24 protein-coding genes are annotated in these 24,135 nt (G+C 62.6%); 15 read left to right on the forward strand and 9 right to left on the reverse strand.

Annotated elements, in window-relative coordinates; all coding sequences use genetic code 11:
• Positions 1–40: 40 nt before the first annotated feature.
• Positions 41–1,306: a multidrug efflux MFS transporter gene (locus AC1DZ8_RS15605; protein ID WP_477307552.1), complete on the reverse strand. Its 1,266-nt coding sequence runs from the start codon at positions 1,304–1,306 to the stop codon at positions 41–43.
• Between the two features lie 150 nt (positions 1,307–1,456).
• Here AC1DZ8_RS15605 and AC1DZ8_RS15610 point away from each other — a divergent pair, with 150 nt between their 5' ends.
• Both AC1DZ8_RS15610 and AC1DZ8_RS15615 read left to right on the forward strand, forming a co-directional pair.
• Positions 1,457–2,122 carry a GntR family transcriptional regulator gene (locus AC1DZ8_RS15610; RefSeq protein ID WP_477307550.1) on the forward strand — a complete coding sequence of 222 codons (666 nt, stop codon included), beginning with the start codon at positions 1,457–1,459 and terminating at the stop codon, positions 2,120–2,122.
• A gap of 83 nt (positions 2,123–2,205) precedes the next feature.
• Positions 2,206–2,463 (forward strand): DUF982 domain-containing protein, encoded by a 258-nt coding sequence (locus AC1DZ8_RS15615; protein WP_477307548.1) that lies wholly within the window; start codon positions 2,206–2,208, stop codon positions 2,461–2,463.
• A 50-nt stretch (positions 2,464–2,513) separates the two neighbouring features.
• On the opposite strand, the gene AC1DZ8_RS15620 is transcribed toward AC1DZ8_RS15615, so the two are convergent.
• Positions 2,514–2,672 (reverse strand): hypothetical protein, encoded by a 159-nt coding sequence (locus tag AC1DZ8_RS15620; RefSeq protein WP_477307546.1) that lies wholly within the window; start codon positions 2,670–2,672, stop codon positions 2,514–2,516.
• Positions 2,673–2,850: 178 nt separating this feature from the next.
• Here AC1DZ8_RS15620 and AC1DZ8_RS15625 point away from each other — a divergent pair, with 178 nt between their 5' ends.
• Positions 2,851–3,822, forward strand: a complete 972-nt coding sequence (locus tag AC1DZ8_RS15625) for a glycosyl transferase family 90 (RefSeq protein ID WP_477307544.1) — start codon at positions 2,851–2,853, stop codon at positions 3,820–3,822.
• A 9-nt stretch (positions 3,823–3,831) separates the two neighbouring features.
• Here AC1DZ8_RS15625 and AC1DZ8_RS15630 read toward each other — a convergent pair whose 3' ends face one another.
• Positions 3,832–4,875 (reverse strand): aldo/keto reductase, encoded by a 1,044-nt coding sequence (locus tag AC1DZ8_RS15630; RefSeq protein ID WP_477307542.1) that lies wholly within the window; start codon positions 4,873–4,875, stop codon positions 3,832–3,834.
• 246 nt (positions 4,876–5,121) lie between these two features.
• Between AC1DZ8_RS15630 and ppk2 the strand changes: the two genes are divergently transcribed.
• Positions 5,122–6,042, forward strand: coding sequence for a polyphosphate kinase 2 (gene ppk2, locus AC1DZ8_RS15635; RefSeq protein WP_352589377.1), 921 nt, complete (start codon positions 5,122–5,124; stop codon positions 6,040–6,042).
• A gap of 180 nt (positions 6,043–6,222) precedes the next feature.
• Here ppk2 and AC1DZ8_RS15640 read toward each other — a convergent pair whose 3' ends face one another.
• Entirely contained in the window at positions 6,223–6,870 is a 648-nt protein-coding gene (locus AC1DZ8_RS15640; protein WP_477307540.1) for a dihydrofolate reductase family protein, read from the reverse strand.
• Between the two features lie 172 nt (positions 6,871–7,042).
• On the opposite strand from AC1DZ8_RS15640, the gene AC1DZ8_RS15645 reads away from it, so the two are divergent.
• Positions 7,043–7,261 (forward strand): hypothetical protein, encoded by a 219-nt coding sequence (locus tag AC1DZ8_RS15645; protein WP_477307538.1) that lies wholly within the window; start codon positions 7,043–7,045, stop codon positions 7,259–7,261.
• Positions 7,262–7,294: 33 nt separating this feature from the next.
• On the opposite strand, the gene AC1DZ8_RS15650 is transcribed toward AC1DZ8_RS15645, so the two are convergent.
• A complete protein-coding gene (locus AC1DZ8_RS15650; RefSeq protein ID WP_477307536.1) occupies positions 7,295–7,990 on the reverse strand; it encodes a winged helix-turn-helix transcriptional regulator in 696 nt (231 codons plus the stop codon).
• Positions 7,991–8,165: 175 nt separating this feature from the next.
• On the opposite strand from AC1DZ8_RS15650, the gene AC1DZ8_RS15655 reads away from it, so the two are divergent.
• Positions 8,166–8,492, forward strand: a complete 327-nt coding sequence (locus AC1DZ8_RS15655; RefSeq protein WP_477307534.1) for a DUF1330 domain-containing protein — start codon at positions 8,166–8,168, stop codon at positions 8,490–8,492.
• Positions 8,493–8,551: 59 nt separating this feature from the next.
• On the opposite strand, the gene AC1DZ8_RS15660 is transcribed toward AC1DZ8_RS15655, so the two are convergent.
• The 3 genes from AC1DZ8_RS15660 to AC1DZ8_RS15670 form a co-directional block, all read right to left on the reverse strand.
• The gene (locus tag AC1DZ8_RS15660) at positions 8,552–9,490 is read right to left on the reverse strand and encodes a cobaltochelatase CobT-related protein (RefSeq protein ID WP_477307532.1); all 939 of its coding nucleotides are present in this window, start codon (positions 9,488–9,490) and stop codon (positions 8,552–8,554) included.
• Positions 9,491–9,496: 6 nt separating this feature from the next.
• Positions 9,497–10,549, reverse strand: coding sequence for a porphobilinogen synthase (gene hemB, locus AC1DZ8_RS15665; protein WP_477307530.1), 1,053 nt, complete (start codon positions 10,547–10,549; stop codon positions 9,497–9,499).
• Between the two features lie 106 nt (positions 10,550–10,655).
• Entirely contained in the window at positions 10,656–11,153 is a 498-nt protein-coding gene (locus AC1DZ8_RS15670) for a pyridoxamine 5'-phosphate oxidase family protein (RefSeq protein ID WP_477307528.1), read from the reverse strand.
• A 187-nt stretch (positions 11,154–11,340) separates the two neighbouring features.
• On the opposite strand from AC1DZ8_RS15670, the gene AC1DZ8_RS15675 reads away from it, so the two are divergent.
• The 5 genes from AC1DZ8_RS15675 to AC1DZ8_RS15695 all read left to right on the forward strand — a co-directional run bounded on the left by AC1DZ8_RS15675 (position 11,341) and on the right by AC1DZ8_RS15695 (position 15,674).
• Positions 11,341–12,378 carry an enoyl-CoA hydratase/isomerase family protein gene (locus tag AC1DZ8_RS15675; RefSeq protein WP_477307526.1) on the forward strand — a complete coding sequence of 346 codons (1,038 nt, stop codon included), beginning with the start codon at positions 11,341–11,343 and terminating at the stop codon, positions 12,376–12,378.
• Positions 12,375–12,797 carry a DUF6163 family protein gene (locus AC1DZ8_RS15680; protein ID WP_192253233.1) on the forward strand — a complete coding sequence of 141 codons (423 nt, stop codon included), beginning with the start codon at positions 12,375–12,377 and terminating at the stop codon, positions 12,795–12,797. The genes AC1DZ8_RS15675 and AC1DZ8_RS15680 overlap by 4 nt, the downstream gene beginning before the upstream one ends.
• A gap of 202 nt (positions 12,798–12,999) precedes the next feature.
• Positions 13,000–13,515 carry a transcriptional regulator LdtR gene (ldtR, locus tag AC1DZ8_RS15685; protein ID WP_112562982.1) on the forward strand — a complete coding sequence of 172 codons (516 nt, stop codon included), beginning with the start codon at positions 13,000–13,002 and terminating at the stop codon, positions 13,513–13,515.
• Positions 13,516–13,740: 225 nt separating this feature from the next.
• Positions 13,741–14,079 (forward strand): hypothetical protein, encoded by a 339-nt coding sequence (locus tag AC1DZ8_RS15690; RefSeq protein WP_477401163.1) that lies wholly within the window; start codon positions 13,741–13,743, stop codon positions 14,077–14,079.
• A gap of 341 nt (positions 14,080–14,420) precedes the next feature.
• Complete coding sequence (locus tag AC1DZ8_RS15695) at positions 14,421–15,674, forward strand: L,D-transpeptidase family protein (RefSeq protein ID WP_477307522.1); 1,254 nt, start codon at positions 14,421–14,423, stop codon at positions 15,672–15,674.
• A gap of 63 nt (positions 15,675–15,737) precedes the next feature.
• Here the strand turns inward: AC1DZ8_RS15695 and AC1DZ8_RS15700 are convergent, their stop codons facing one another.
• On the reverse strand, positions 15,738–16,463 hold the full coding sequence (locus AC1DZ8_RS15700) for a helix-turn-helix transcriptional regulator (RefSeq protein ID WP_477307520.1): 726 nt from the start codon (positions 16,461–16,463) through the stop codon (positions 15,738–15,740).
• Between the two features lie 625 nt (positions 16,464–17,088).
• On the opposite strand from AC1DZ8_RS15700, the gene AC1DZ8_RS15705 reads away from it, so the two are divergent.
• The 4 genes from AC1DZ8_RS15705 to glyA all read left to right on the forward strand — a co-directional run bounded on the left by AC1DZ8_RS15705 (position 17,089) and on the right by glyA (position 24,096).
• Positions 17,089–17,460, forward strand: coding sequence for a hypothetical protein (locus AC1DZ8_RS15705; RefSeq protein WP_477307518.1), 372 nt, complete (start codon positions 17,089–17,091; stop codon positions 17,458–17,460).
• Positions 17,461–17,466: 6 nt separating this feature from the next.
• Complete coding sequence (locus tag AC1DZ8_RS15710) at positions 17,467–20,841, forward strand: DUF4132 domain-containing protein (RefSeq protein WP_477401165.1); 3,375 nt, start codon at positions 17,467–17,469, stop codon at positions 20,839–20,841.
• Between the two features lie 127 nt (positions 20,842–20,968).
• On the forward strand, positions 20,969–22,606 hold the full coding sequence (locus tag AC1DZ8_RS15715) for a Na+/H+ antiporter (RefSeq protein WP_477307514.1): 1,638 nt from the start codon (positions 20,969–20,971) through the stop codon (positions 22,604–22,606).
• Between the two features lie 176 nt (positions 22,607–22,782).
• Positions 22,783–24,096, forward strand: coding sequence for a serine hydroxymethyltransferase (gene glyA, locus AC1DZ8_RS15720; RefSeq protein WP_477307512.1), 1,314 nt, complete (start codon positions 22,783–22,785; stop codon positions 24,094–24,096).
• The last annotated feature ends 39 nt before the right edge of the window (positions 24,097–24,135 follow it).

Raw genomic sequence — 24,135 nt, forward strand, 5'->3', positions numbered from 1 at the left:
GTCTTAGGCTCCTGCGATTGGCGATAGGCGGCGCAACCTGTCAGGATTTTCCGGATACCGCCAGCATGTCGCGCGTGCGGCGTGACTGGACCAGCCAGTTGTAGACAGCGCCGCCAGCCATCAGCACGGATGTGCCGAGAAACACCGTCCGCATGCCGAAATGGCCGCCAACGAAGCCGCCGAGCAACGGGCCCGCGACCTGGCCGACATATTGCGCCGAGATCGCCAGACCCAGCACATTGCCGCCGACGCCATCGGGAACATTGTGGCGAATGACGCTGGTGATGCAGGGCAACAGCCCGCCCAGCACCAGCCCCATCAGGAACCGCAGGCCGACAAGCTGCCAGCTCTCGGTGACGAAGGCTTGCGGTATCAGCAGCAGCGCCGAGACGGCAAGCGATGCGACGATGACGTTCCAGTGGCCGATGCGGTCGGCGAGCTTGCCCAGCCGTGACGCCGACAGGATGGCGCCGAGTGCTGCCGCTGACATGACGACGCCCGAGATCAGCGTCACCCGGCTGGCGTCCACGACCAGTTGCTGGACGTAGACGGTGATGATCGGCTCGATCGACATATTGGCGAAGGTGAACAGCATGCCGGTGGCCAGCATGGCGGCGACAGGCCGCTTGTCGGGGATCTGCGCCCAGCCGCCCTTCGGCTTCTCCTTCGGTTTTGCCTGCGTTGGCGGACGAGGCATCTCCTTGATCAGGAATGTCGTCGCCAGTGCCGCCAGGAAAATGAAGCCACCGGCAATGAGGAAGGTTGCGCGAATGCCGATCAGCGGCGGCAGCGCGCCGCCGAGCAGCGGACCGACCAGCGAGCCTGCGGTGATACCGGCCGACAACACGCCGAGCGCCCAGCCGGACCGCTCTTTCGGCGTCTGCATGGCGACCAGTATGGTCGAGCCCGAGGAATAGCCGCCGGCAAAGCCGATCAGCAGGCGCAAAAGCACCAATTGCCAGACCGTCTGCACCATGCCGGTCAGCGACATGCAGATCGCCATGCCGAAACTGGCGCGCACCAGCATCACCTTGCGGCCGTAGCGGTCGCCCAGTCGGCCCCACAGCGGCGCGACGAGGGCAGCGGCAAAGAAGGTGGCGCCGAAAGCAATGCCCGACCATTGCACGATCGCTGCATGGCCGACCGCGCCCAACTGCTCGACATAGAGCGGCAGGAACGGCAGGAGCAGCGTCATCGCCACCAGTGTGCTGAACGATCCGGCAAAACACACGAACAGGTTGCGCCGCCAGTGCACATTGTAGGTGGAGGGCGCCTCGATCGCCTGCTTTTCGCTGTCTTGCGGCATGTCATGTCCTGTCCGCTTGCTGCGGATACCGTTTTGGGATACCAAGCTGGTATCCTCATGGACGCAAAGCCCGGTTGCTGTCAATCCGGCGCTCTCAAACGTGATCGGCCAGACCTCAATGCGAGGCCGATCGCAGCAAGGGAAGCAAAGATGTCACAGATGCAGACCGTCGAAAAAGCGCTTCGCGAAATGATCCTCGGCCTTGAGGTCGGTCCCGGCGAGCGACTGACGGAACGCTGGATCGAGAGCCGCTTCGGGGCCTCGCGCACGCCGGTCAGGGCAGCGCTGCTGCGACTTGAGACGGAAGGGTTGATCTGCCGCGACGGACGCGGCTGGACGGTATCGCCGATCAACCTTGCCGAACTGGAACAGATCGCCGTCTATCGCGAGGCGGTCGAGGTTGCGGCCGTCAGGCTGACTTCGGCGCTGGCCGACAGGAGCGCGGTCGATGTCATAGAGGCGATGCTGGACTCGTGCGACACCGCCACGCCGCGCGAGGAATGGCACCGCGTTGGCATGGATTTCCACATCGAACTGGCACGGCTCTCCGGCAATGAGTTCCTGTTCAAGGCGGTGCGCGATGCCATGACGCGGCTGTCGCGGGCGCGCTGGCTGGAGGTGCGTGACGAGGCAGCGCTCGGCCGCGCCTGGAGCGAACATCACGCCATCCTGGCGGCGGTGCGGGCGGGTGATGCCGACGCGGCGGCAGCGCGGCTTTCCGCCCATATTGTCGGCAGCCGCGACCGCCTGGTGACGTCGCTGCACAATGACCGGCGCGGTCTGCGCGCCAGGGGATTTGCCGTCGTCGCCGCTTGATATTGGTCACGAAAGTGACAGAACGCCCGGCGCCATCTGCTTTCGGCCTCGCTTCATGGGCGCCGATGGCGTAAGGAGCGGCCATGGAAAACAACCGATTTGAAACACCCGTGACCGTCAGGGCAGCTGCGGGGGGAGAAAACCAGCTCCTGCGCACGGCCCGCGAGGCCTCCGACTACCTGCTCAACAGCTGGCCGGGCAAGCGCAGCCCCAAGCACCGCGAAGCGCTGCAGGCCTGCCATGATGCGCTGGCCGGCGACAAGCCGGCGATGATCGCAAGGCGCGCCTTCATTGCCGCGGCGCGCGAAGTCAACGTCTTCGTCAGCGACAAGGCGGCCTGATCGCAGCCACACCGGCCCGTAGCGGGCCGGTTGTCTGCCATTCTTCCTGGCTATTCTTCAGTCTCTGTATCGGTTTCGGAATCGGCCTCGTTCTCAGGCTTGGAACGCTCCTTGGCTGCGACCTTGGCGGCCAGCTTCTCCGCCTTCTTGGCAGCCTTCTGCCGGTCGCGGTCCTTGCGTTCCTGGCCGTAGTTCGGTGGTCGCGCCATATCGTTTCCTTTCGCTGTGCCTGATCCTGCCTAGAAGCATTGGCCGGCAAACACAACAGCGCCGGGAGGGCAGATGCCAGCGGTTCTGGACTTGCGTGATGGCTAACACAATGGTTTAGAAAAGGCTGCGGGACAGTTGCTGGAGCCGCCGCCGACCGATTTCGAATCAAAACGACCGATGGCCACGCTTCAAAGAAACGCACAGAAGCTGATCTATTATGCGCGCAACGCCATGCGCGACATCGCGCCGCCGGTCCTGTTCCGGCGCCGGCTCGGCCGTCTGCTCGATCAGGCCAGGCTTTCCGATGCATCGGTCCGCGAGCGGCTCAACTACTACAACACGCTGCGGGAGCCCTTTGCACCCAGCCCCGAGGCCGTGCCGATCAATCGGCTGCCATCGGACCGCAGCATGTACTATTACGACCTGAAGGAGTTCACCCGCTATTTCGATCCGGGTCTGCGCATCGACCTGGAATTCGGCGACGTCATCGAAGTGCCGAAGATGCCGTCGATCGTCAAGGACCGGCCGATCGTCGGCGACAATGGCAACGGCGTCCTGTTCAAGCTGAACAAGTTCCGTCATTTCCACATGCCGGCCGACGATGTCGCCTTCGCCGACAAGCATCCGCTCGTCGTCTGGCGCGGCGAACTCAACAATCCGATCCGCACGTTGCTGTTGGAGGCCGCCCGCGATCTGCCGATCTGCGATGTCGGCACGCCAAGGGCAACGGCACCGGCGGAATACCGAAAGCCCTATCTCACCATCGATCAGCAGCGACGCTATCGCTACATCATCTCGCTCGAAGGCAACGATGTCGCGACCAATCTGAAATGGATCATGAGCTCGAATTCGCTCTGCCTGATGCCGCCGCCAACCTATGAGACATGGTTCGCGGAGGGGCAGCTCGAGCCCGACGTCCATTATGTGCCGCTGGCGCCCGATTTCAGCGATCTGGCCGACCGGGTGCACCATCTCGAGCGGCATCCCGCCGAGGCCCAGCGCATCGTCGCGGCGGCCAACGCCTATTGCCGCAAATTCGCCGACGAGCGGGCCGAGCAGGCGATCAGCCTGCTCGTGCTCTACAAATATTTCGTGCTCAGCGGCCAGATCGAACCCGATCCGGAGGTCTGGCGGTTTATCTCGGGCTAGCTGTTTGCCTCAGATATCGCTGCGGTCGAGAACCAGATCGGCCGGACCGAACCGGTCCTTCGCCGTGAACTGCTGGTGCCAGTAGGGGTAGAGCACAGGCGGGCGGCTGACGGCATCGAGGTGGTCGCGTTCCTCGGCGGTGAGGGCGAGCGCTGCGGCGGCAAGATTGTCCTTCAACTGGGTCTCGTTGCGCGCGCCGATCACCAGCGAGCTGACCGCCGGCCGACCGAGCAGCCAGGCAAGCGCCACCTGCGCCGCCGAGACGCCGCGGGCCGCACCGATATCGACCAGCACATCGACGATCCGCCACAGCCGGTCCTCGTCGCGGATCGGCGGTTCCGACCAGCCGGCAAGCTGGCGCGCGGTCGGGCTGTCGCGCCGGTATTTGCCCGACAAGAGGCCGCCGGCAAGCGGGCTCCACACCAGCACGCCGAGGCCCTGGTCTACCGAGATCGGCAAGAGTTCGTATTCAGCTTCGCGCGCTTCCAGCGTGTAGTGGATCTGCTGGGTGATGAAGCGCGGCTGGTGCTGGCTGCCGCTGATGCCGAGCGCCTTCATCACCTGCCAGCCGGAATAGTTGGAGCAGCCGACATAGCGGACCTTGCCCTGCGCAACCAGCGTGTCGAGCGCCGCCATGGTCTCCTCGAGCGGCGTCGTGCCATCCCATTCGTGCAAGAAATAGATGTCGATGACATCGGTCCTGAGGCGCTTCAGGCTCTTCTCGCATTCACGGATCAGATGATGGCGCGACAGGCCTTCGTCGTTCGGGCCCTTGCCGATCCGCATGCGTGCCTTGGAGGCGATCAGCACATCGTTCTTGCGCTTGCCGCCAAGCGCCTCGCCGATGATCTCTTCCGACAGGCCGTTCGAATAGACATTGGCGGTGTCGATGAGATTGATGCCGGCATCGATGCAGGTATCGATGATGCGTGATGCCTCAGCGAGGTCGGAATTTCCGACGGCGGCGAACGGTCCGCTGCCGCCGAAGGTCATGGTGCCCAGCGTCAGAGTCGAAACTTTCAAGCCGGAACGGCCAAGCGTGCGGTATTCCATGTCAAATCCTCGCAATTTTGGTGGGGTCGGGCGGTTTTGGTCGACAAGGGCGGGGCAGCCCGAAAGGGTCAGCCATTTGTAGGACAATTTAAGCGGTTTGTCGCCATGCCACGGCAATCGATCGACCATGCCTCGCCGATTTGCGGTGATGATCGGCGGGCCGGCGGCTTGCAATAAAACCGTCATTGCCGGCCTATATCAAGTCGGCTCAGGGTTTCATGACAGCCGGCAAGCGGAGCAGCAGAAATGACCGAGTTAAAGCAGAATTCTCCGGCCAGGGATTGGCTTGAGGCCGAACTCGCCGACACGCTCGACGAAGACTATGAGCTTGAAATGTCGGAGCCGGCGCTGTCGCTGGAGATCGCCAAGATCTACAAGAACGCGCATCCGCCATCGATCGACCGGATGCAGTATTTTCGCGATCTGATCAGTTTGCAGTCGGAACTGATCAAGCTGCAGTCCTGGGTTGCCTACCACAAGAAAAAGCTGGTGGTGATTTTCGAGGGCCGTGACTCCGCCGGCAAGGGCGGCGTCATCAAGCGCATCACCCAGCGCCTCAACCCGCGCATCGCGCGTGTCGTGGCGCTGCCGGCGCCGACCGAACGCGAAAAGTCGCAATGGTATTTCCAGCGTTACGTGCCGCATTTGCCGGCCGGTGGCGAGATCGTGCTGTTCGACCGCTCCTGGTACAACCGCTCCGGCGTCGAGCGCGTGATGGGCTTTGCCGACCAGGATCAGGTCGAGCAATTCTTCCACGACGTGCCGGAGTTCGAGCGCATGCTGGTCCGCTCCGGCGTCACCCTGGTCAAATACTGGTTCTCGATAACCGACGAGGAACAGCAGATGCGCTTCCTGATGCGCATTCACGATCCGATGAAGCAGTGGAAACTGTCGCCGATGGATCTGCAGTCGCGCGTGCGCTGGGAGCAGTACACCAAGGCCAAGGAAGAGACGTTTGCCCGCACCAACATTCCCGAGGCGCCGTGGTACATCGTCGAAGGCAACGACAAGAAGCGGGCGCGGCTGAACTGCATTGACCACCTGCTTAAGCAGATGCCTTACGAGGAAGTGCCGCACGAAGAGATCACGCTGCCCGAGCGGGTGTTCAATCCGGAATATGAACGCCAGGTCCTGCCGCGAGAGCTTTACGTGCCGGAGAAGTATTGAAATGATCCTTCCCTTCTCCCCTTGTGGGAGAAGGTGGATCGGCGCGCAGCGCCGAGACGGATGAGGGGTGCTGGAAGAAATGAGGCGGTGGCGATTTCAAACATATTGCCAAGCTGGAACACCCCTCATCCGACCTCGCTTCGCGAGGCCACCTTCTCCCCCTGGGGGAGAAGGGGGAGCTTAGCTTACCCGCTTGATCGTCACATGCGTGGCAAGCGCTGTCGCCACCTGCTCGGTGCACTGATAGCCGAGCTTGAGCATATCCAGACCGGCAAACAGGTTCTCACCCTTGCCCAGCAGCACCGGCGACACCGCCAGATGCAACTCGTCGATGAGCTTCTCCTGGAGATATTGCCGGATGGTGGAGACGCCGCCGCCGACGCGGACATCCTTGCCGCCGGCAGCGGTTTTCGCCCGGTCGAGCGCATCATGGATGCCGCCGGGGACGAAATGGAAAATGGTGCCGCCTTCCATTTCGATCGGATCGCGCTTGTAGTGCGTCAGCACGAAGACCGGCACGTGATAGGGCGGATTGGCTCCCCACCAGCCTTTCCAGTTTTCATCCGGCCATTCGCCGCGGATCGGTCCGAACATGTTGCGGCCGAGAATCCAGGCACCGACATTGTCGAAGCTGCGGACGGTGAACCGGTCGTCCACATCGGTGGTGCCGCCATCCTTGCCGACCATCTTGTGGAAGCTGCGGGTGCTTGTCATCCATTTGTGCAGGTCTTCGCCGCCGACGCCGAGCGGGTTTTGCAGGGTCTGGTCAGGACCGGCGCCGAAACCGTCGAGCGACAGGGTGAATGCATTGACACGCAGCTTGGACATGAAAGCCTCCGAGATGACCGGTTGTGATTTGCAAGTAGTTGTTTTGTAGCAAACCGATTGCGGATTGCAAGTGGTTTTTTTAAAGTCACGAAGATTTAGCGCTTGCTAATACTTGACGGAAAAAGCCGCTGCGTTACCCTTCGGAAGGCCCGGAGTCGGGGAGGCGGAAGAGATGAAGGTATTTCGCGTCGAGAGGATGGACGGCGACGTCGTCCAGGAAAGCAAGGAAACGCACGCCAGTACGCCGTTTGGGGCAGCCGAAAAGGTGATCGGCCGGAAGGTCACCTTGCGCGGCGACGCCTGTAAATGGATTCGCGTGGTGGACCTGACGGCCAAGGCCCCGACGCGGCGTCGCCCCGGCACCTACGAGTATAGAGCGCTGGCGGGATAGGTCGGCAATTTGCAGCGCCTATGACGGCTGGCCTCAGGCCGCCGCGCGCTTGGGCATAACTGCAAACGGGCTGAGGCCGAGCCAGCTCTGCATCTTGCCGGCGACATCGAGATCGCCGGTCAGGCTGATCTTGTCGCGTTCCTTGTGCACCGTCGTCAGCCCCATCCAGATCGACGTCATGGTGCAGAGGTCCGTCGAGACGTAGAGATCGACGTCGAAGCCCGGATCGTACCAGCACAGATCGACATCACCCTGCTTTTCGACGATCAGCCACCACGAGCGTTTTGACGCCGGCAGGTCATGGTACAGGAATTGTATCACGGTGCGCCCGTCCGGCAGCGGAGAGGGGTTCAGATTGCGCCGCATGTCCCACATCAGCAGCGACGGATCGAGATTCCTGAGGGAAAGCCTTGCCTCGACCCATTTCTGCCCCCAGAAGCCCATCGCCTCGACCACCGGACGCAAATCCCGGCCCGCCTCGGTCAGCCGGTATTCGAACACGCCCTTCTCGGTCGCGATCTCGGTGCGCTCGACGATGCCGCCGGCTTCGAGATCCCTAAGCCGTTGCGACAGAAGGGTTGGCGACATTTTCGGCACGCCGCGGCGCAGGTCGTTGAAGCGGGTTGAGCCCGCCACCAGTTCGCGCAGCAGCACCATGGTCCAGCGTGTGCACAACAGCTCCGCCGCCATGGAGAGCGGGCAGAACTGCTTGTATCCGGCTTGTGTCATGTGGTGACCTCCAAAAGATGTTGCCGAACCTTATTCAGAAAACCTGAGATCAGCCAGTACAGAAGCTGTACTGCCCCCCTGGTACAGTTTGGTGACTGGAACGGTCCGGCGGCATCATGCGAGGCAGCGGTCACGTCGCCGGGCAGTCCGGCGCCGATCCATGAGGAGTTAGACAATGACCGCTTACGTGATCGCAGACATCAAGGTGAAGGACGACAAATGGGTGCCGGCCTATGCCGCTTCGGTGCACGACCTCGTGCACAAGCATGGCGGCAAGTATCTCGCCCGCAGCGGCAATGTGAAGACGCTCGAGGGCAAGCCGCTCGACACCAGCCTGATCGCCATCATGGCGTTTCCCTCGACAAAGGCAGCCGAAGCCTTCACCAACGATCCGCAATACGCCCCGTTTGTGGCGGAGCGCCAGAAGGGCAGCGACAGCCGCTTCCAGCTGATCGACGATACCGATCTGGCGGGAACGATCCCTTATCTGCCGAAGGCGTGAGGAAAAGCCGGAACCCGGAAAGTCCGGGTTCCGGCTAGCCCTTCAAAATCGATGCCGTTTCAGCTTCGGTCGGGAGCATGCCTGGCGATCAATTGATCGCGCACCAGAGCGAGCATAGTACCGGCGAGATCGTTGGGAATTTTGCAATGCGCCGACACCCGGTAGTAGCGCTCGACAGCGAAGCCCAGACCGATGGCCACGAGTTCGATATCCCCGGCTGCTTCGACCTCCCTAATAACCTGCAAGATATGATCCTGGAGATAGTTCGCGCCATTTGCCAGCAGTGTGGAATCGTCGACCGGTGCTCCGTCTGAGACAACAACCAGAATCTTGCGAGCCTCGGGTCGCTCCCGCAGACGGCCAGCAGCCCATTCAATGGCTTCGCCGTCGATGTTCTCCTTGGGCAGGTCCGGCCGCAACATAGGCTTGAGCATATGACCCATGGTGGCCTGACGGCTGTCGTCGGCCTGCCGGTAGATAATATGCAGCAGGTCGTTCAGCCTTCCCGGATTGCCGGGTCGGCCATCTGCATCCCAGATGCGCCGCGATTCGCCACCGCGCCAATTGCGCGTGGTGAACCCGAGAACCTCGACCTTTATGTCGAGTGTCCGCAGAAACTCCTGCACAATGTCAACGGAAGCCGCCGCATACAGCATTTTCTGGCCGTGCATCGATCCGGACTGATCGACGAGAATGGCGACGACCGTGTTGGCACGATCTGGCGCCGATACTCTATCTCGGACTTCCGTCGCCACATCCGCAGCCAGGATCAGGTGCTTTGTCCTCCACGCGGCGAGGCCGCTCTCCAGCTCGGCCCAGATAGCGTCGAGTGCGGATTTATGTTTGTCCGAAAGCCGCCCGATTGCGTCTGACAGCTTGGTACTCTGCACAGTCCAGTCATGCAGCGTGACGTAGGGGTGATAGCCGGGCGTATCGGTATCGCCGCGCGGCGCGGGGACAAACAACGATCTGAAATGCTTGCCCAGCGCCCTCAGCAATGTCGGCTAGCCCTTCAGCATCTGCGCCACTTCAGGCGCGAAGTACGTCAGGATGCCGTCGCAGCCGGCGCGTTTAAAGGCGAGCAGGCTCTCCAGCATCGCCTTCTCGCCGTCGATCCAGCCATTGGCGGCGGCCGCCTTGATCATCGAATACTCGCCGGACACCTGGTAGGCGAAGGTCGGCATCTGCAACTCGTCCTTCAGCCGGCGGATGATGTCGAGATAGGGCAGGCCGGGCTTGACCATCAGCATGTCGGCGCCCTCGGCGATGTCCTGCTCGGCCTCGCGCACCGCTTCGTCGGAATTGGCGTGGTCGAGATAGTAGGTCTTCTTGTCGCCCTTGAGCAGGCCGGCGGTGCCGACCGCCTCGCGGTAGGGGCCGTAAAAGGCGGAGGCGAACTTCGTCGCGTAGGACATGATCGCCACGTCGGAGAACCCATTGGCGTCGAGCGCGTCGCGGATGGCGCCGATGCGGCCGTCCATCATGTCCGAGGGCGCGATGATGTCGGCGCCGGCCGCCGCCTGGATGACGGCTGCCGCCGCAACCTGTTCCACCGTCTCGTCATTGACGATGATGCCGTCGCGCAAGATGCCGTCATGACCATGACTGGTGAACGGGTCGAGCGCGGCATCGGTGATGATGCCGATTTCCGGCACCGCGTCCTTGATGGCGCGGGTGGCGCGGTTGATGATGTTTTCGGGGTCGAGGATGTGTGATCCCGTCTGGTCGCGCAGTGCAAGCTCGACATTGGGGAAGGTGGCGATCGCCGGAATGCCGAGCTTGGCAGCGCGCTCGGCCTCCTTGACGGCGAGGTCGAGCGACAGGCGAAAGACGCCGGGCATGGCGGCGATGGGCTCGCGCGTGTTCTTGCCGTCGATGATGAAGATCGGCCAGATCAGATCGTCGACCGATAGCCGGTTCTCCTGCACCAGGCGGCGCGACCAGTCTGCCTTGCGCATGCGCCGCAGGCGCCGGCTGCCGGTAATCTCATCGACGCTGCGCTGGCCGGCTGGTTTTGCCGGCGCGAACTTGTTCGTCGCGGGGGTGAATTTGTTCATCGCCAAAACTCGCTTCTCGTGCGGCTTTGCCCGGCCGCTATGTCGAGGCGGCTTTTACCACGGGCCTCTGTCGCTGACCAATGCGACACGATTGTGCCAGCCGTCATCACTTCGGCGGCCACGCCAGCTCCGGCCCGGTTTTGAAGAATGACACATTGTTGGTGAAGATGCTCTCCGGTGCGAGCCGGATCAGGCGGCCGTTCGGATGGTCGATGTCGGCCACGGTGTCGATGAACCAGCGGTTCCAGTTCGCTTCCGGGCCGAGATATTTGTGCGGCAGTCGTTTGAAGCGGTCCGGGTCCATCGGCTCGATGGTGGCGGCGCCACGCAGGCCGAGATGCAGCAGGATGCCGGCCTCATTGTCGAAATGCACGATCTCCACCGCGCAGCGCGGGTCGCGTTCGAGGTGCTTGACAGCACTGGCCTCGGTTGAGCCGAGCAGCCAGAGCGCATCATCCTCCCAGATGAACCACATCGGCGCGTTGCGCGGCGCGCCGTCCGCGGTCACGGTCGCCAGATTGGCCATCAGCGGGCGGTTGAGCACATCGTCCGGGTCGAACTTTTTCGGCATTTCCCAGCCCGGCGCTGCGGTTTCAAGCGTCATGCGTTTGTCCTTGGATCACAAGACAGGCTGAGATGGTCTTTCCCCGGCAGTTTTGCCCGCATTTTGCCCGACGATAAAGCACGGTCGCATTCCGCAGCGAAGATCGAAACCACCTCCGCCGGTTGACGCACCCATGCGCCACCTTTAGCACTTCAGTCCCGCAGGCGCGGGGAGGGAATCTCTGACGATGGATTTTGGCGGCGGCGACGAGATCCGCTTCGAACGGTTGGGCAAGGCAGGCGTCGTCACGTTGACGCGGCCGCAGGCGCTCAATGCGCTGACGCACCGCATGATCAAGGCGCTGGACAAGGCGCTCGACGCTTTTGAGCACGATGCCGGCGTGGATGTCGTGGTCGTCAAGGCCGAGGGCAGGGCGTTTTCAGCCGGCGGCGACATCATGCACGTCTATGAGGCCCGGGCCGGAAAGCCGCCGGTCGACTTCTTCGCCGACGAATACCGGCTCAACGCCCGCATCAACAGTTACAAAAAGCCCTATGTCGCGCTGATCGACGGCATCGTCATGGGCGGCGGCGTCGGCATCTCGTTCCACGGCTCGCAGCGTGTGCTGACCGAAAACGCCCAGTTCGCCATGCCGGAGGTCGGCATCGGCTTTTTCCCCGATGTCGGCGGCAGCCATCTTCTGTCGGACCTCGGCGGCAGCTTCGGCATGTATCTGGCGCTGACCGGCAACCGCATCCGCCATGGCGATGCGCTGTGGTCGGGCCTGGCCACCCACACCATCAAGGCTCAAGACCAGTCTGCCTTCTTCGAACGGCTGTGCGCTAATGGCGACCCGGAATCGGTGCTGCGCAGCTTTTTCGTGCCGGCCAGGCGCGAGACCGCCCAGCCGGTGCTGGAAGCGATCGCCCACCATTTTGCCCAACCTTCGCTCGCCGAAATCCTCGCCAGCCTGGAACGGGCGGCCGATGCCGACGAATTCGCCGCCAAGACGCTGGCCACGATCCGCAGCCGCTCGCCGACCAGCCTCAATGTCGCCTGGCGCCAGATCAGCGCCGGGCTGACCTTGTCGATGGAGGCCTGCATGAAGATGGAGTTCCGCATCCTCAACCGCATGCTCACCGGCCACGACTTCTACGAAGGCATCCGCGCCGTCATCGTCGACAAGGGCTCGACGCCGCAATGGCGGCCGGCGATCCTGGCCGAGGTCGACGCGGCGGCGGTCGACGCTTATTTCGCGCCGCTCGACCGGGAGCTCGAGCTGTGAGCGAGGTCACGTCGCGGCGTATCGTTCTGCAGCCCTCGGGCGTCGAAATCATCTTCGCCTGGTTTCAGCGCGTCATCGCCGGCTACTGCCTGTTGTTCGGCATCCTCTACTGGATCCGGCTGATCGGCTTTTATCCCGGCCCGCTCTGGCGCTTCGACCTGATGCCGGTGCACTGGCAGGTCGCCGCGGTCATGCTGGCCGTGTTTTTTCCCTTCGCCGCGGCCGGCCTGTGGATGCTGGCGTCCTGGGGCCCGGTGATCTGGTTCATCTGCGCCGTCACCGAGATCATCATGTATGCCGGCTTTCCCGATCTGTTCGGCCACCGGCCGCTGATCCTGTTTTCGCACTTCGCGGTGGCGCTGCTCTATATCGTCTTTCGCGTCGTGATCTGGATGCAGAAGCGCCCCGCGCGCGCCTGAAACGCCGCCCTCCGGCCATTGGCTAAATCTTTAGGTTAATTATCCTTGCTCGGGTGACCGTTCGTTAAGCGTCTTCCGAAACCTATTACCGGTAAGCTCTTGTTAGCCCTAGCGTTTAAGTCGAATTTTATGAGTATTCGATAGTGTCGCGATCAAGGTGAAAAACAAAAAATCACCAGGCGACAAACGAGAGGCAAAGACAATGATCAATTCGCGTCCGGCGGCGAAGACCGCCAACGTATCCGACGATCGCCGCGAGGCTATCCGTACGCTTTACATGGAATCGCTGCAGCTGGTGGAGCGTCTGCATCGCCGTCTGCTTGACGTGATCAAGGACGAGTTCGACCGCAACGGTCGCTCCGACATCAATGCCATCCAGGCGCTGCTTCTGTTCAACATCGGCAACTCCGAGCTGACCGCCGGCGAGCTGCGCTCGCGTGGCTACTATCTTGGCTCAAACGTCTCCTACAATCTGAAGAAGCTGGTCGACCTCGGCTTCATCAACCACCAGCGCTCTCGCATCGACCGCCGTTCGGTCCGCGTCTCGCTGACGCCGAAGGGCAATGAAGTGGCCGACGTCGTTGCCGGTCTCTACGAGCGCCATGTCGGCTCGATCGAACAGGTCGGCGGCATCAACAGCGAAGAGTTCAAGCAGATGAACCGCGCCCTGCAGCGCCTCGACCGCTTCTGGAACGACACCATCGCCTATCGGATGTAATCCGCAGGATCGCAAGCCGCGCCAAAAGAAGCGCGGCCGGGGGAAAAGCAAATGAAGGACCGGCGCCGGGGGGCGCCGGTCCTTTTTTGCGACCAGGGCTATGATCGCCAACTGGCGATGCTGCCGCACTGGCTGCGGTTTGCTTTCGCTCCCGCAATGCCTAATGTCGCCAGCTAGGGGGACGACATGCTCTTGGGCATCAATTTCAAAATATATGCGGTCGCAATGATGCTTTCGCTGACGCCGCAAATGGCGTTCGCCGACGAGTGGTGGCAAGGCGCTTTCGCCAGTGAAGGCTCGAGCCCGTGCGACAACAATGATTCCATCGTCACGTTCACAAACAAATCGGCCGACATGTGGGAAGTCGCTTGCAGCGTCCAAAAAGTCCAGAAACTGAAAGGCCTGGACGCCATCATTCTCGACATGACCTGCTCGGACGATGAGCAGAGCGTCGACAAAAGACGAACGCTGTTGCTCAAGCTCGATGACAACAAGCTGCTGCGCTATCCGGAGAACCAGGTGTTGCAGCGCTGTTCGGAGCTGGAAGGCAACCCCAGGAACTGAGCCGGACCAGCGAGACTTGGGGCTTTGAGGGAACAGTCAGGGAACGGTGCCGAAAAGCACCGGTCATTCCATTTCAGATCGCCGGTGGGTCCAAATTCAACGCAAAGCCACGTTGCCGCCATATTCGCGGTGGAAGCGAGGGTTGCGGGTGACGCGTGGCGAAAGCCTTCGGCGCGCCCCGCAATCTCGCATCGCGGTCGGCTTTTCACGGCTAAGTGATGCAGGTCATGGTTGGCTAATTGTTAACAGTGCCAACTTTAGAGTGCGGGCGATATCGCCCAAATGATCGTGCACGTAGCCGAACACTACGCGCCAAACGCTACAGAATGTCTGGAACGTCGATGAGAACCAGCCGCCGCTTTTTTCTTTCCGGAGCCTCCGCGCTCGCCGTCGCCATGGTCGCCAACGCCGCCAGCGCGCAGGACGTCATTGACGATATCCTGAAATCCTCGGGCCGCGGCAATTGGGACGACCAGTTCGACGCCCGCGCCTCGGAAGGCGGCAAGGTTGCCTCGACGCTGCCGATCTTCAGCCTGCAGACGGTCGCCTTCACCGAACAGGCGGTGGCGCAGTACCAGAACATTGTCGCCCAGGGCGGTTGGCAAGACGTTCCGGCGACCAAGAAGCTGGAGCTCGGCGTCGACGATCCGGATGTCGTGCCGCTGCGCAAGCGGCTGATGATTTCGGGCGACCTGGCGCAGAGCGCCGGCATTTCGACGTCCTTCGATTCCTATGTCGACGCCGCGGTCAAGCGCTTCCAGACCCGCCATGGCCTGCCGGCCGACGGCTCCATGGGTAAATACACCTATGCCGCGATGAACGTTTCGGCGCAGATCCGCCTCGGCCAGCTTGAGACCAATCTGCAGCGGCTGCGCGAAAAGGCCGGCACGCTTGGCAGCCGTTATGTGCTGGTCGACATTCCGGCGGCACAGATCGAGGCGGTCGAGAACGACCGCGTCGTGCTGCGCCACACCGCAATCGTCGGCAAGATCGACCGACAGACGCCGGTGGTCAATTCCAAGATCAACGAGATCATCGTCAATCCCTACTGGAACGCGCCGGTCTCGATCGTGCGCAAGGACATCATTCCGCTGATGCGGAAGAACCCCAGCTACCTCACCGACAGCCATATCCGCCTGTTTGCGCCGGATGGCAGCGAAGTCGACCCGATGAATGTCGACTGGTCGACGGACGATGCCGCAAAATACCGCTTCCGCCAGGATCCGGGCTCCGGCAACGCCATGGCCTCGGTCAAGATCAACTTCCCGAGCCCGGACGGCGTCTACATGCACGACACGCCGCAGCAGAGCCTGTTCGGCAAGATGATGCGCTTCGATTCCTCGGGCTGCGTGCGCGTCCAGAACGTGCGCGACCTCGTCACCTGGATCCTGCGCGACACTCCCGGTTGGGACCGCCAGCATTTCGAGGCGACCATCAAGACCGGTGAGAACACGCCCGTGCAGGTCGTCAACCCGGTGCCGGTCCACTTCCTCTATCTGTCGGCATGGTCGACGGGACCGGGCGTGGTGCAGTTCCGCGACGATGTCTACGCACTCGATGGCGCCAGCGAACTGCAGATCACATCTTCGCTGTAAGCGATTGATATTTTTGAATAAAAGGCCGCCTTCGAGGCGGCCTCTTGTTTTGCCGAAGAGCTTCTAGATCAGCCGCTGGTTGACCAGTCTTGCCACTGCTTGCGCGCGATTGACGGCACCCAGCTTGCGCCGCGCATTGTCGACATGGAAGCGCACCGTCGCCTGGGCGATGCCGAGGATCACCGAGATTTCCCAATCAGTCTTGCCCTCGGCGACCAGCGCCAGACTGTCGCGTTCGCGCTCGGTCAGCCGGATGGCGGCCGTTGGCGGCGGCGTGGTCAGTTCCATCAACCTTTCGGTCAGCACAAGGCCCGCCATCTGGATGGCGAAGCGTTCGTCCTGCGAAAAATCCCGTTCGTGGAAGCCAAGATGCAATGAAGCGATGACGCCGTCGGCGCCGTAGGAAGTGGCGCACAGCGCATCATGGATGTCGGCCTCGCTGAGTGCGTCCCAATAGGCGCCGAACTCCTTGTCGCCGCGCGGCGCAAAATCGCTGAAATTGTAGCGCGTCCGGCTTTCGCGGATCGCCGTCAGCAGCGGGTTGCACTCCAGGCAGACATAGTCGAAGGCCGGGCTTCCCGGCCAATTCTCCGGCGCCAGCCGCGCGATGAACCCGCCGGCTGCCCAATGGCTGGCCGAGGTCAGCGTCGCGGTCGGGCGCCGATAGAGGCGCGTCTGCAGATAGGAGGCGCCGAGATCCTTCATCACCGTGAAGAATCTGACGCTGGCATCTTCGGCCGTCTGCGCCGCAAAGGCCGCTTCGGCATGCGCCATGATCTGTGACAGCATCGATCGAACCCCCGTCCGCTAGCCGCCCTGCAAGGTGACATGGCAGAGCAGCGCCGACAAGGCGGCTTGCGGTGCAGAGAGCCTGTCAACCCCACGTTTTCGAGAGGTTACCGCGGCCGAATGCTCGCTTATCAGGAAGGCACGGCACAGACTTACCCCTGCGGCAGGGAGGTTGAGGCCGGCATGATGTTTCTGCCCTTGCCACGCCAGTTCCTGAGCCTCGGCGTGGGGCCGGCCACTCGGTGCCCCAAAGGCAGCCTTGCGCTGACGCCGGGTGCCGGCCGTTTTCATTCTGTTTGGCTGGCGCTCATGGGGTCGCGAGCTGCCGCCGGATGCGCCCCGATTTGGGGCTGACCGACGCCGCCACTGCGGCGAAGGATCCAGCCTGGGTGTGGGGGCCCTCGGGGCGCATTTCCGGCTTGTCTGCGGGGCTCTTCCCCCGCATCCTAGCCAGCAAGCATATTTCGTGATGTCTCGAAGTACCAACGCCTCCATTGCTGACGACCTACTGCACGGTTCTGACGGCACGCATTAGGCCTTTGTCCACCATCTCAATATCGTAGATTTGGTTTTCATCGGCCGGTAATGTCTATTTCGACAGATTTCGGTGAGCTTGGGGCCAGCCATGAACCAGATTGTCGTTCACGATCAGATCGGTGCGCGCAAACCGGTGCGCAATTTCGTCATGGAATGGAATAACGGCGTGCCCTGCACGGTGCGCGACCTGATTGCCGAGCGCGTTCGCTACGAGCATGAGCGAATTCATGCGCAGTCCACCGGTCTCTCGCCAAATGAGATCGTCAATCTGCCCGATCTCTTCCGGTTCGAGAACCTTACCGCCGACGCGGCGGTGGCCCGGGCGTTGTCGGCCTTCGAGAAGAACGGCTTCATGCTGTTTGCCGACGGCAGGCAGCTCAGTGACCTCGACGACGCGATCACCATCCTGCCGCAGACCAACGTGACCTTCATCAGGCTCATTCCACTCAAAGGGGGCTGATTTCAGTTGAGCTGGATTTCGACCCTGCGCGCCATTGCCGAGAGCATCACCGCGCCCAAGCCGCGTGCGCCCACAGGCGAAACCCTGATGCAGGATATCGAGAGAAACGCCAGGCGGATGCAGGCGAGCTATCAGGAAAAGCGCCAGATCGAGGTGGAGAAATTCGCCGAGGATTTCGAGGCCGCCCGCAAAGTCGGCGACGGGCCTCTGGCCGATGAATTTCTGGCCGCCATCCGCTCCTGCAACGACGCCCTGATCAGCAGCCAGCAAGCGCTGATCGACGCGATCCGTCCTGGCCTGCGCAAGTTTCCGGCACCCGAGCGCGCGGCTTTCTTCGACCATCTCGGCCTGCTCCAGCAGCGCCTCGGCTGGGTGGTTGAGACGAAGAATTACGGCGTCTTCGTGCATATGCCCGGCAGCGAGCTCACCAGCAATTTCGGCCGCGCCTGCAATTTCCTCTGGCGCGAATTGCTGCAGGTCGGATTCGAGGTCGATGCCGCCAGGGCATCCCATGTGCTGGCAGTGCTTGCCGAGGAGATCCCCGGCATCAGGCTCAAGGGAAGTCTCTCCTATCCCAAGGGCATGCCGAAGCTCGGCGTCGTGCGCGAGATCGAGCGGGCGGCACGCAACGGGATCGCTTTGACGGCGATGGACCGCGAGAATGCCGGGCGCATCATCGCCCTAATCAGCGACATGCCCAATCATCGCAGGCACACCGGACCGGAACAAACAGATCCGCCACTGATTGTCTCGCTGAAGGCGATCGCCAATGTTGGGCAGCAGGATGGGTTTTTTGCCCGCATGCGAAGCCATCCGCCAAAGCGTCTGCCGGAGCTTCACTATCAACAACCCTCGCCCGAACGCATTGCTTTTTGGGATGCGGTGCTGCTCGATGCGGCGCGATTGCTCGACGATGCCCGCCGGTTTCGGGACGAAAAAAGTGCACCGCCGAGCTGGCTGTCGGACCCTGCCTTGTTTGCCGAGCTCGTTGGAGAGAGTGACGATCCGGTCCTCAGCTTCGGCTGGTGGAACCGCGACACCAAGGGCGAGAAGGGCTTTTCGCCCTATGGCGGCAATGTGCTCCATGCTCTCATTCACGAAGATGCTAGAGACAGTGGCAGCTTCTTCCTCAATCTCGCGCTGCTCACGCCCGAGCGCACGGCTCAACTGCGCGAGCGCGCGAAGACGATCGCCAAGGATTGGCCGTTCGACTTCGCCACGCAGGGCATTCCCGGCATCGAGTTGTTCACTCTGGCTGGTAAGGACCCTAACGGCAGTCTGCTCGATCACCTTGTCGATGCCGGAGACGCCCCCGGCAAAACCTGGCTCAAGGACTGCGACCGGCTGATCGCGCAGTTTGGCACTGATACGGTGGTTGACGGCCTCGGCAGGTGGATCGCGCTATGCAAGGTTCAGAGCATACCGAAAATCGATCCGATCCGGTTGAACATCACCCTCTATGGTATCACATTCAGCGAATATGGTGCCGGGCTTTTTCCCAGCGCGATACCGCTGGCCGGCACGACCGACTACTCCGGCGAGATGCACCGCTCCGCTCTCAAGACGATTGCGCGTGCGCCCGGCATGCTCAGATGGCGAGAAGAGGTTTCGCCGGAATTCGACCGCTCGGATCTGGACAAACTCACCGGGCGCTTTTCAGAAGACAACCAGCTTGTCGGGCGCGGCGTCGCGTTCTGCCTGTCGCGCTTCCCGGCGGAGCAGGCCGTGCCGATGCTGGAGAAATTCGCGCTCGGACTTCTCGTCACCCACTATGACAGGCGTATCTGCCGTTCGCCGAAGACGCTGTCGGGCATTGTCTGGTCGCTCGGCCAGATCGGCACGCGTGAAGCGGCCTTCGCAATCGGCCGCATCCGCCGGCAGGTCACCGACAAGCTGATGCTGAAGTCGATCGACAAGGCACTCAGCGAGGCCGGCAAGCAGCTTGGGCTGGCTGCCGACGACATGCAGGAGATCGCCATGGCCGATCATGGCATCGGCGTTGCTGGCGTGCGCGCGGTCGAGCTCGGCGAGATAAAGGTCGAACTGGTCGTCTCCTCGTCGACCAAGGCCGGCCTGTTCACCGTCGAAGCCAATGGCAAGCGCAAGCGCGGCATCGCCAAGGCGTTCCTGGCGCTCGACGGCAGCAAGGAGATTGCCGATGAGCTTCAGGAGGCCGCGGCCGACATCGAGATCATCCTGCCCGAGGCGCGGCGCCGCATCGAGGCGGCGTGGCGCGATGGCCGCAGCTGGGATTTCGCCGGCTGGCAGGACCGGTTGGTTGACAACGGGCTGCTGCGGACACTGACCGAACGGCTGATCTGGCGCTTCTCCGGCTCCGATGGCTCGGAGACGGTCGCCATGCTCCGCAACGGCGCCTTTGTTGGCTCCGATGGCGGTGAGCTTGCGCTTCCGCTCGAGGTCGCGCGCGTCCACCTCTGGCACCCGCTCGAAAGCCCAGCCGAAACGGTAGCCGCCTGGCGCAATTTCCTCAGCGAGAACCGCATCCGCCAGCCCTTCATCCAGGCCTGGCGGCCGATCTATCTGGTCACCGATGCCGAACGCGTGACCGACATTTATTCGAACCGCTTCGCCGGCCACATACTGGAGCAGGCTCCGGCGATGGCCATTCTCAAGAAGCGCGGCTGGCAGGCCTACAACCGCACCATGGCCGGCAACAGCGCTGAGCATGAGCGCGTGCGCCTGACGCTGCCGCATTTCGGCGTCGCCGCGGAATACTGGATTGCCGGCATCGGCAGTCGCATCCAGGCGGCGGAGCATAGCGGGCAATTGTTCGCCTTCATCTCATGCGACCGCGTGACGTTCTATGCGCTCGACAAGACCGGCAAGCCGACGGGCGAGCCGATCCCGGTGGCGACAGTGCCGGAGCGCGCCTTCTGCGAGGCCATGTATGACATCGATTCGATCGTCGGCCGCACCTCGATCGGCGCCGACCGCAACTGGCAGGACCGCGGGGCAGGGGCCGCGCACCCGCTTTCCGAGGTGCCCGCATTCGTCGACTACCACCGGCGCTATTCCTCAGGGCAGGCAAGCGAGCTCGCCCGCTCGCGCCACGATTTCCTCGGCAAGCTGCTGCCTGGTCTTGCAATCGCCAATCAATGCTCGCTGACTCGCGATTTCCTGATGGTCGACGGCAAGCTCGCCACCTACAAGATCAATCTCGGCTCGGGCAACATCCTGATTGCGCCCAACGACCGCTATCTCTGCATCGTGCCGTCGGGCCGCACCGCCGGCGCCGAAGCCTACATCCCCTATGAAGGCGACGAGATCCTGTCGCTCATCCTGTCCAAGGCGATGATGCTCGCCAACGACGAGGCGATCGAGGACAAATCGATCCTGAGCCAGATCGAGCTGGGGCGGTAACGGTCCCGGCGACGCCAAGTTGATGGCTCGTCCCTAGCTGCGGAAGCACCGTTCGCCTGATCCGTAGCCTCGGCTGGACGGATCGGCGGCAATTGCGCATGGTCGCAAAAACAGCCGGAATCGTGCCATGGACGTTGCTGTCTTCGTTCTCGTCGTGCTTGCCTTCGTGACGCTGTCCGGCGCGCTGGTGCGGCTGGTGCGCGTGCCGCTGCCGGTGCTGCAGATCGCCATTGGCGCCGCTCTGGCATGGCCGGCGCGGGGCATTCACTTCGAGATCGAGCCTGAGGTTTTCCTGCTGGTGTTCATTCCGCCGCTTCTGTTCGGCGATGCGTTCTCGGCACCGAAACGCGAACTGATCGCATTGCGCAGTCCGATCCTCGATCTCGCCATCGGGCTGGTCATCTTCACCATCATCGGCTTCGGCTATGCCTTGCACTGGCTGGTGCCGAGCATCCCGCTGGTCGTCGCCTTCGCTTTGGCTGCCGTCCTGTCGCCCACCGATGCGGTTGCCGTGTCATCGATCGTCGACCGCACTGTCGTGCCAGCGCGGCTGATGCACATTCTGGAAGGCGAATCGCTGCTCAATGACGCGTCGGGCCTGGTGATGTTCCGCTTCGCCGTCGCCGCGGCGCTAACGGGCAGCTTTTCCTTCGCCAACGCATCGTTGAGTTTTCTCTATGCGGTGGCGATCGGCATCGTGGCCGGCATAGCCGCGCTGTTCATTGCCGCAAAGGCGTTGCAGATCCTCAGCCGCATCACGACCACGCCGCCGGAAGCGCAAGTGCTCGTCATCCTCCTGCTGCCCTTCGTCGCCTATCTCATCGCCGAGCATTTCGGCGCCTCGGGCATTCTGGCGGCGGTCACCGCCGGTCTGCTGACCGGATATTCCGGCATTGTCCGTTACATGGCGCTCTCGGCTCGCATCCAGACATTCTCGCTCTGGTCGATGTTGACCTTCATGTTCAATGGCGCGCTTTTCATCCTGCTTGGCCTGCAGCTTCCCGATATCATCCGCAAGGTGCCGCCGGAGCTGACCACCCGGCACTGGCTGTTCGAGCCGGCATTGACCGTGCTTTTGCTGACGCTCTGCCTGATCGGCCTGCGCTTCGCCTGGATCTGGATCGGCGACATTGGCGCCGGCATCGCCGCGCGGCTCGGCAAGCGCAAGGCGCAGCCCTTCGGCTTTTGCGTCAGGCTGGCGGGATCGGTGGCCGGCGTGCGCGGCGCGATCACGCTCGCCGGCATTCTTTCGCTGCCACTCAGCCTGCAGGACGGCTCGCCCTTTCCGGCCCGCGACCTTGTCATTTTCCTCGCCGCCGGCGTCATCATCTGCTCTCTGGCGATCGCCAGCCTCACTCTGCCGGCCATCGCGCGTGGTCTCGTCGAGCCCGGCGACGACCCTGGTGCGGCCGAGGAGCGACTGGCACGGGTCGGCGCCGCCAATGCCGCCATAGCCAAGATCGAAAGCCTCGCCAGCGATGGCGGCGAGGGCGAGGCGGCCGACATGAGGCTCGCCATCGCCGAGAGCGTCGTCTCCATTTACCGGCGCCGTATCGCTCTGTCCGACGACGGCGACGAAGCGAGTGCCGATGCCCGCGATAGCGGCCGGCTGGAGGCCGAACTCAGGATTGCGGGGATCGAGGCAGAACGCATGGAGCTGCAGAAAATGCTTCGCCGCGGCGACATCAACGATCACACGGCGCGCAAGCTGTTCACCGAAATCGCCTTCTCCGAAGCGGTGCTTAGGGGGCGTGCGCCGCAATAGTTTGCGGCAACGGCCTGTCTTGGCGCAAACCGGCCAGCAAATTTCGCGCCGCAAACGTGGCGAGGCCAAAACAACTGTGTTAATGGCGCGGCAATGCATGTCGCCTGGGGCTGCGCAGCGGTTTTGGGTGAAAGATATGCATAGGTAAATTGCCCCGAACCGGAGGATTTCAGGCCATGGCAACTGCAGCGGCAGCGTCGAACAAATTCGAATCCTTCTTCGAGACCACGCTTGCTGATGCCGATCCGGAGATTTTCGGCGCCATCCGCAACGAACTCGGCCGCCAGCGCCATGAGATCGAGCTGATCGCCTCGGAAAACATCGTTTCGCGTGCCGTGCTCGAGGCGCAGGGCTCGATCATGACCAACAAGTACGCCGAGGGTTATCCGGGCAAGCGCTACTATGGCGGCTGCCAGTTCGTCGATGTCGCGGAAGAACTCGCCATCGAGCGCGCCAAAAAGCTCTTCGGCTGCAATTTTGCCAACGTCCAGCCGAACTCCGGCAGCCAGATGAACCAGGCCGTGTTCCTGGCACTCTTGCAGCCCGGCGACACCTTCATGGGCCTCGATTTGAATTCGGGCGGCCATTTGACCCACGGCTCGCCCGTCAACATGAGCGGCAAATGGTTCAAGGTCGTCTCCTACGGCGTGCGCAAGGAAGACCATCTGCTCGACATGGATGCGATCGAGAAGACCGCGCATGAGACCAAGCCGAAGCTGATCCTGGCCGGCGGCACCGCCTATTCGCGCATCTGGGACTGGAAGCGCTTTCGCGAGATCGCCGATGCGGTCGGCGCCTATCTGATGGTCGACATGGCCCATATTGCCGGCCTCGTCGCCGGTGGCGTGCATCCCTCGCCATTGCCGCATGCCCATGTCGTCACGACAACCACGCACAAGTCACTGCGCGGCCCGCGCGGCGGCATGATCCTGTGCAATGACGAGGACATCGCCAAGAAGATGAACTCCGCGGTCTTCCCCGGCCTGCAGGGCGGCCCGCTGATGCATGTCATCGCCGCCAAGGCGGTTGCCTTCGGCGAGGCGCTGAAGCCGAGCTTCAAACTCTATGCCGAGAGCGTTGCGGCCAACGCCAAGGCACTGGCTTCGAGCCTCCAGGAAACCGGCCTCGACATCGTCTCCGGCGGCACCGACAACCATCTGATGCTGGTCGACCTCAGGCCCAAGAACGCCACCGGCAAGCGCGCCGAGGCAGCGCTTGGCCGCGCCAACATCACCTGCAACAAGAACGGCATCCCGTTCGACCCGGAAAAGCCCTTCGTCACCTCAGGCGTGCGCCTTGGCACGCCGGCCGGCACGACGCGCGGTTTCGGCCAGGCCGAGTTCCGCGAGATCGGCAAGCTGATCGCCGAAGTGCTGGACGGGCTGAAGGTTGCCAATTCCGACGAGGGCAATGCCGCGGTCGAGGCGGCGGTGAAGGCCAAGGTCGTGGCGCTCACCGATCGGTTCCCGCTCTATCCCTATCTCGGTTGACCGCACGCCCCGCGTCGTCTTTTATCCCGCGCTCTGCGC

Source organism: Mesorhizobium sp. P2_F7, from assembly GCF_056403695.1.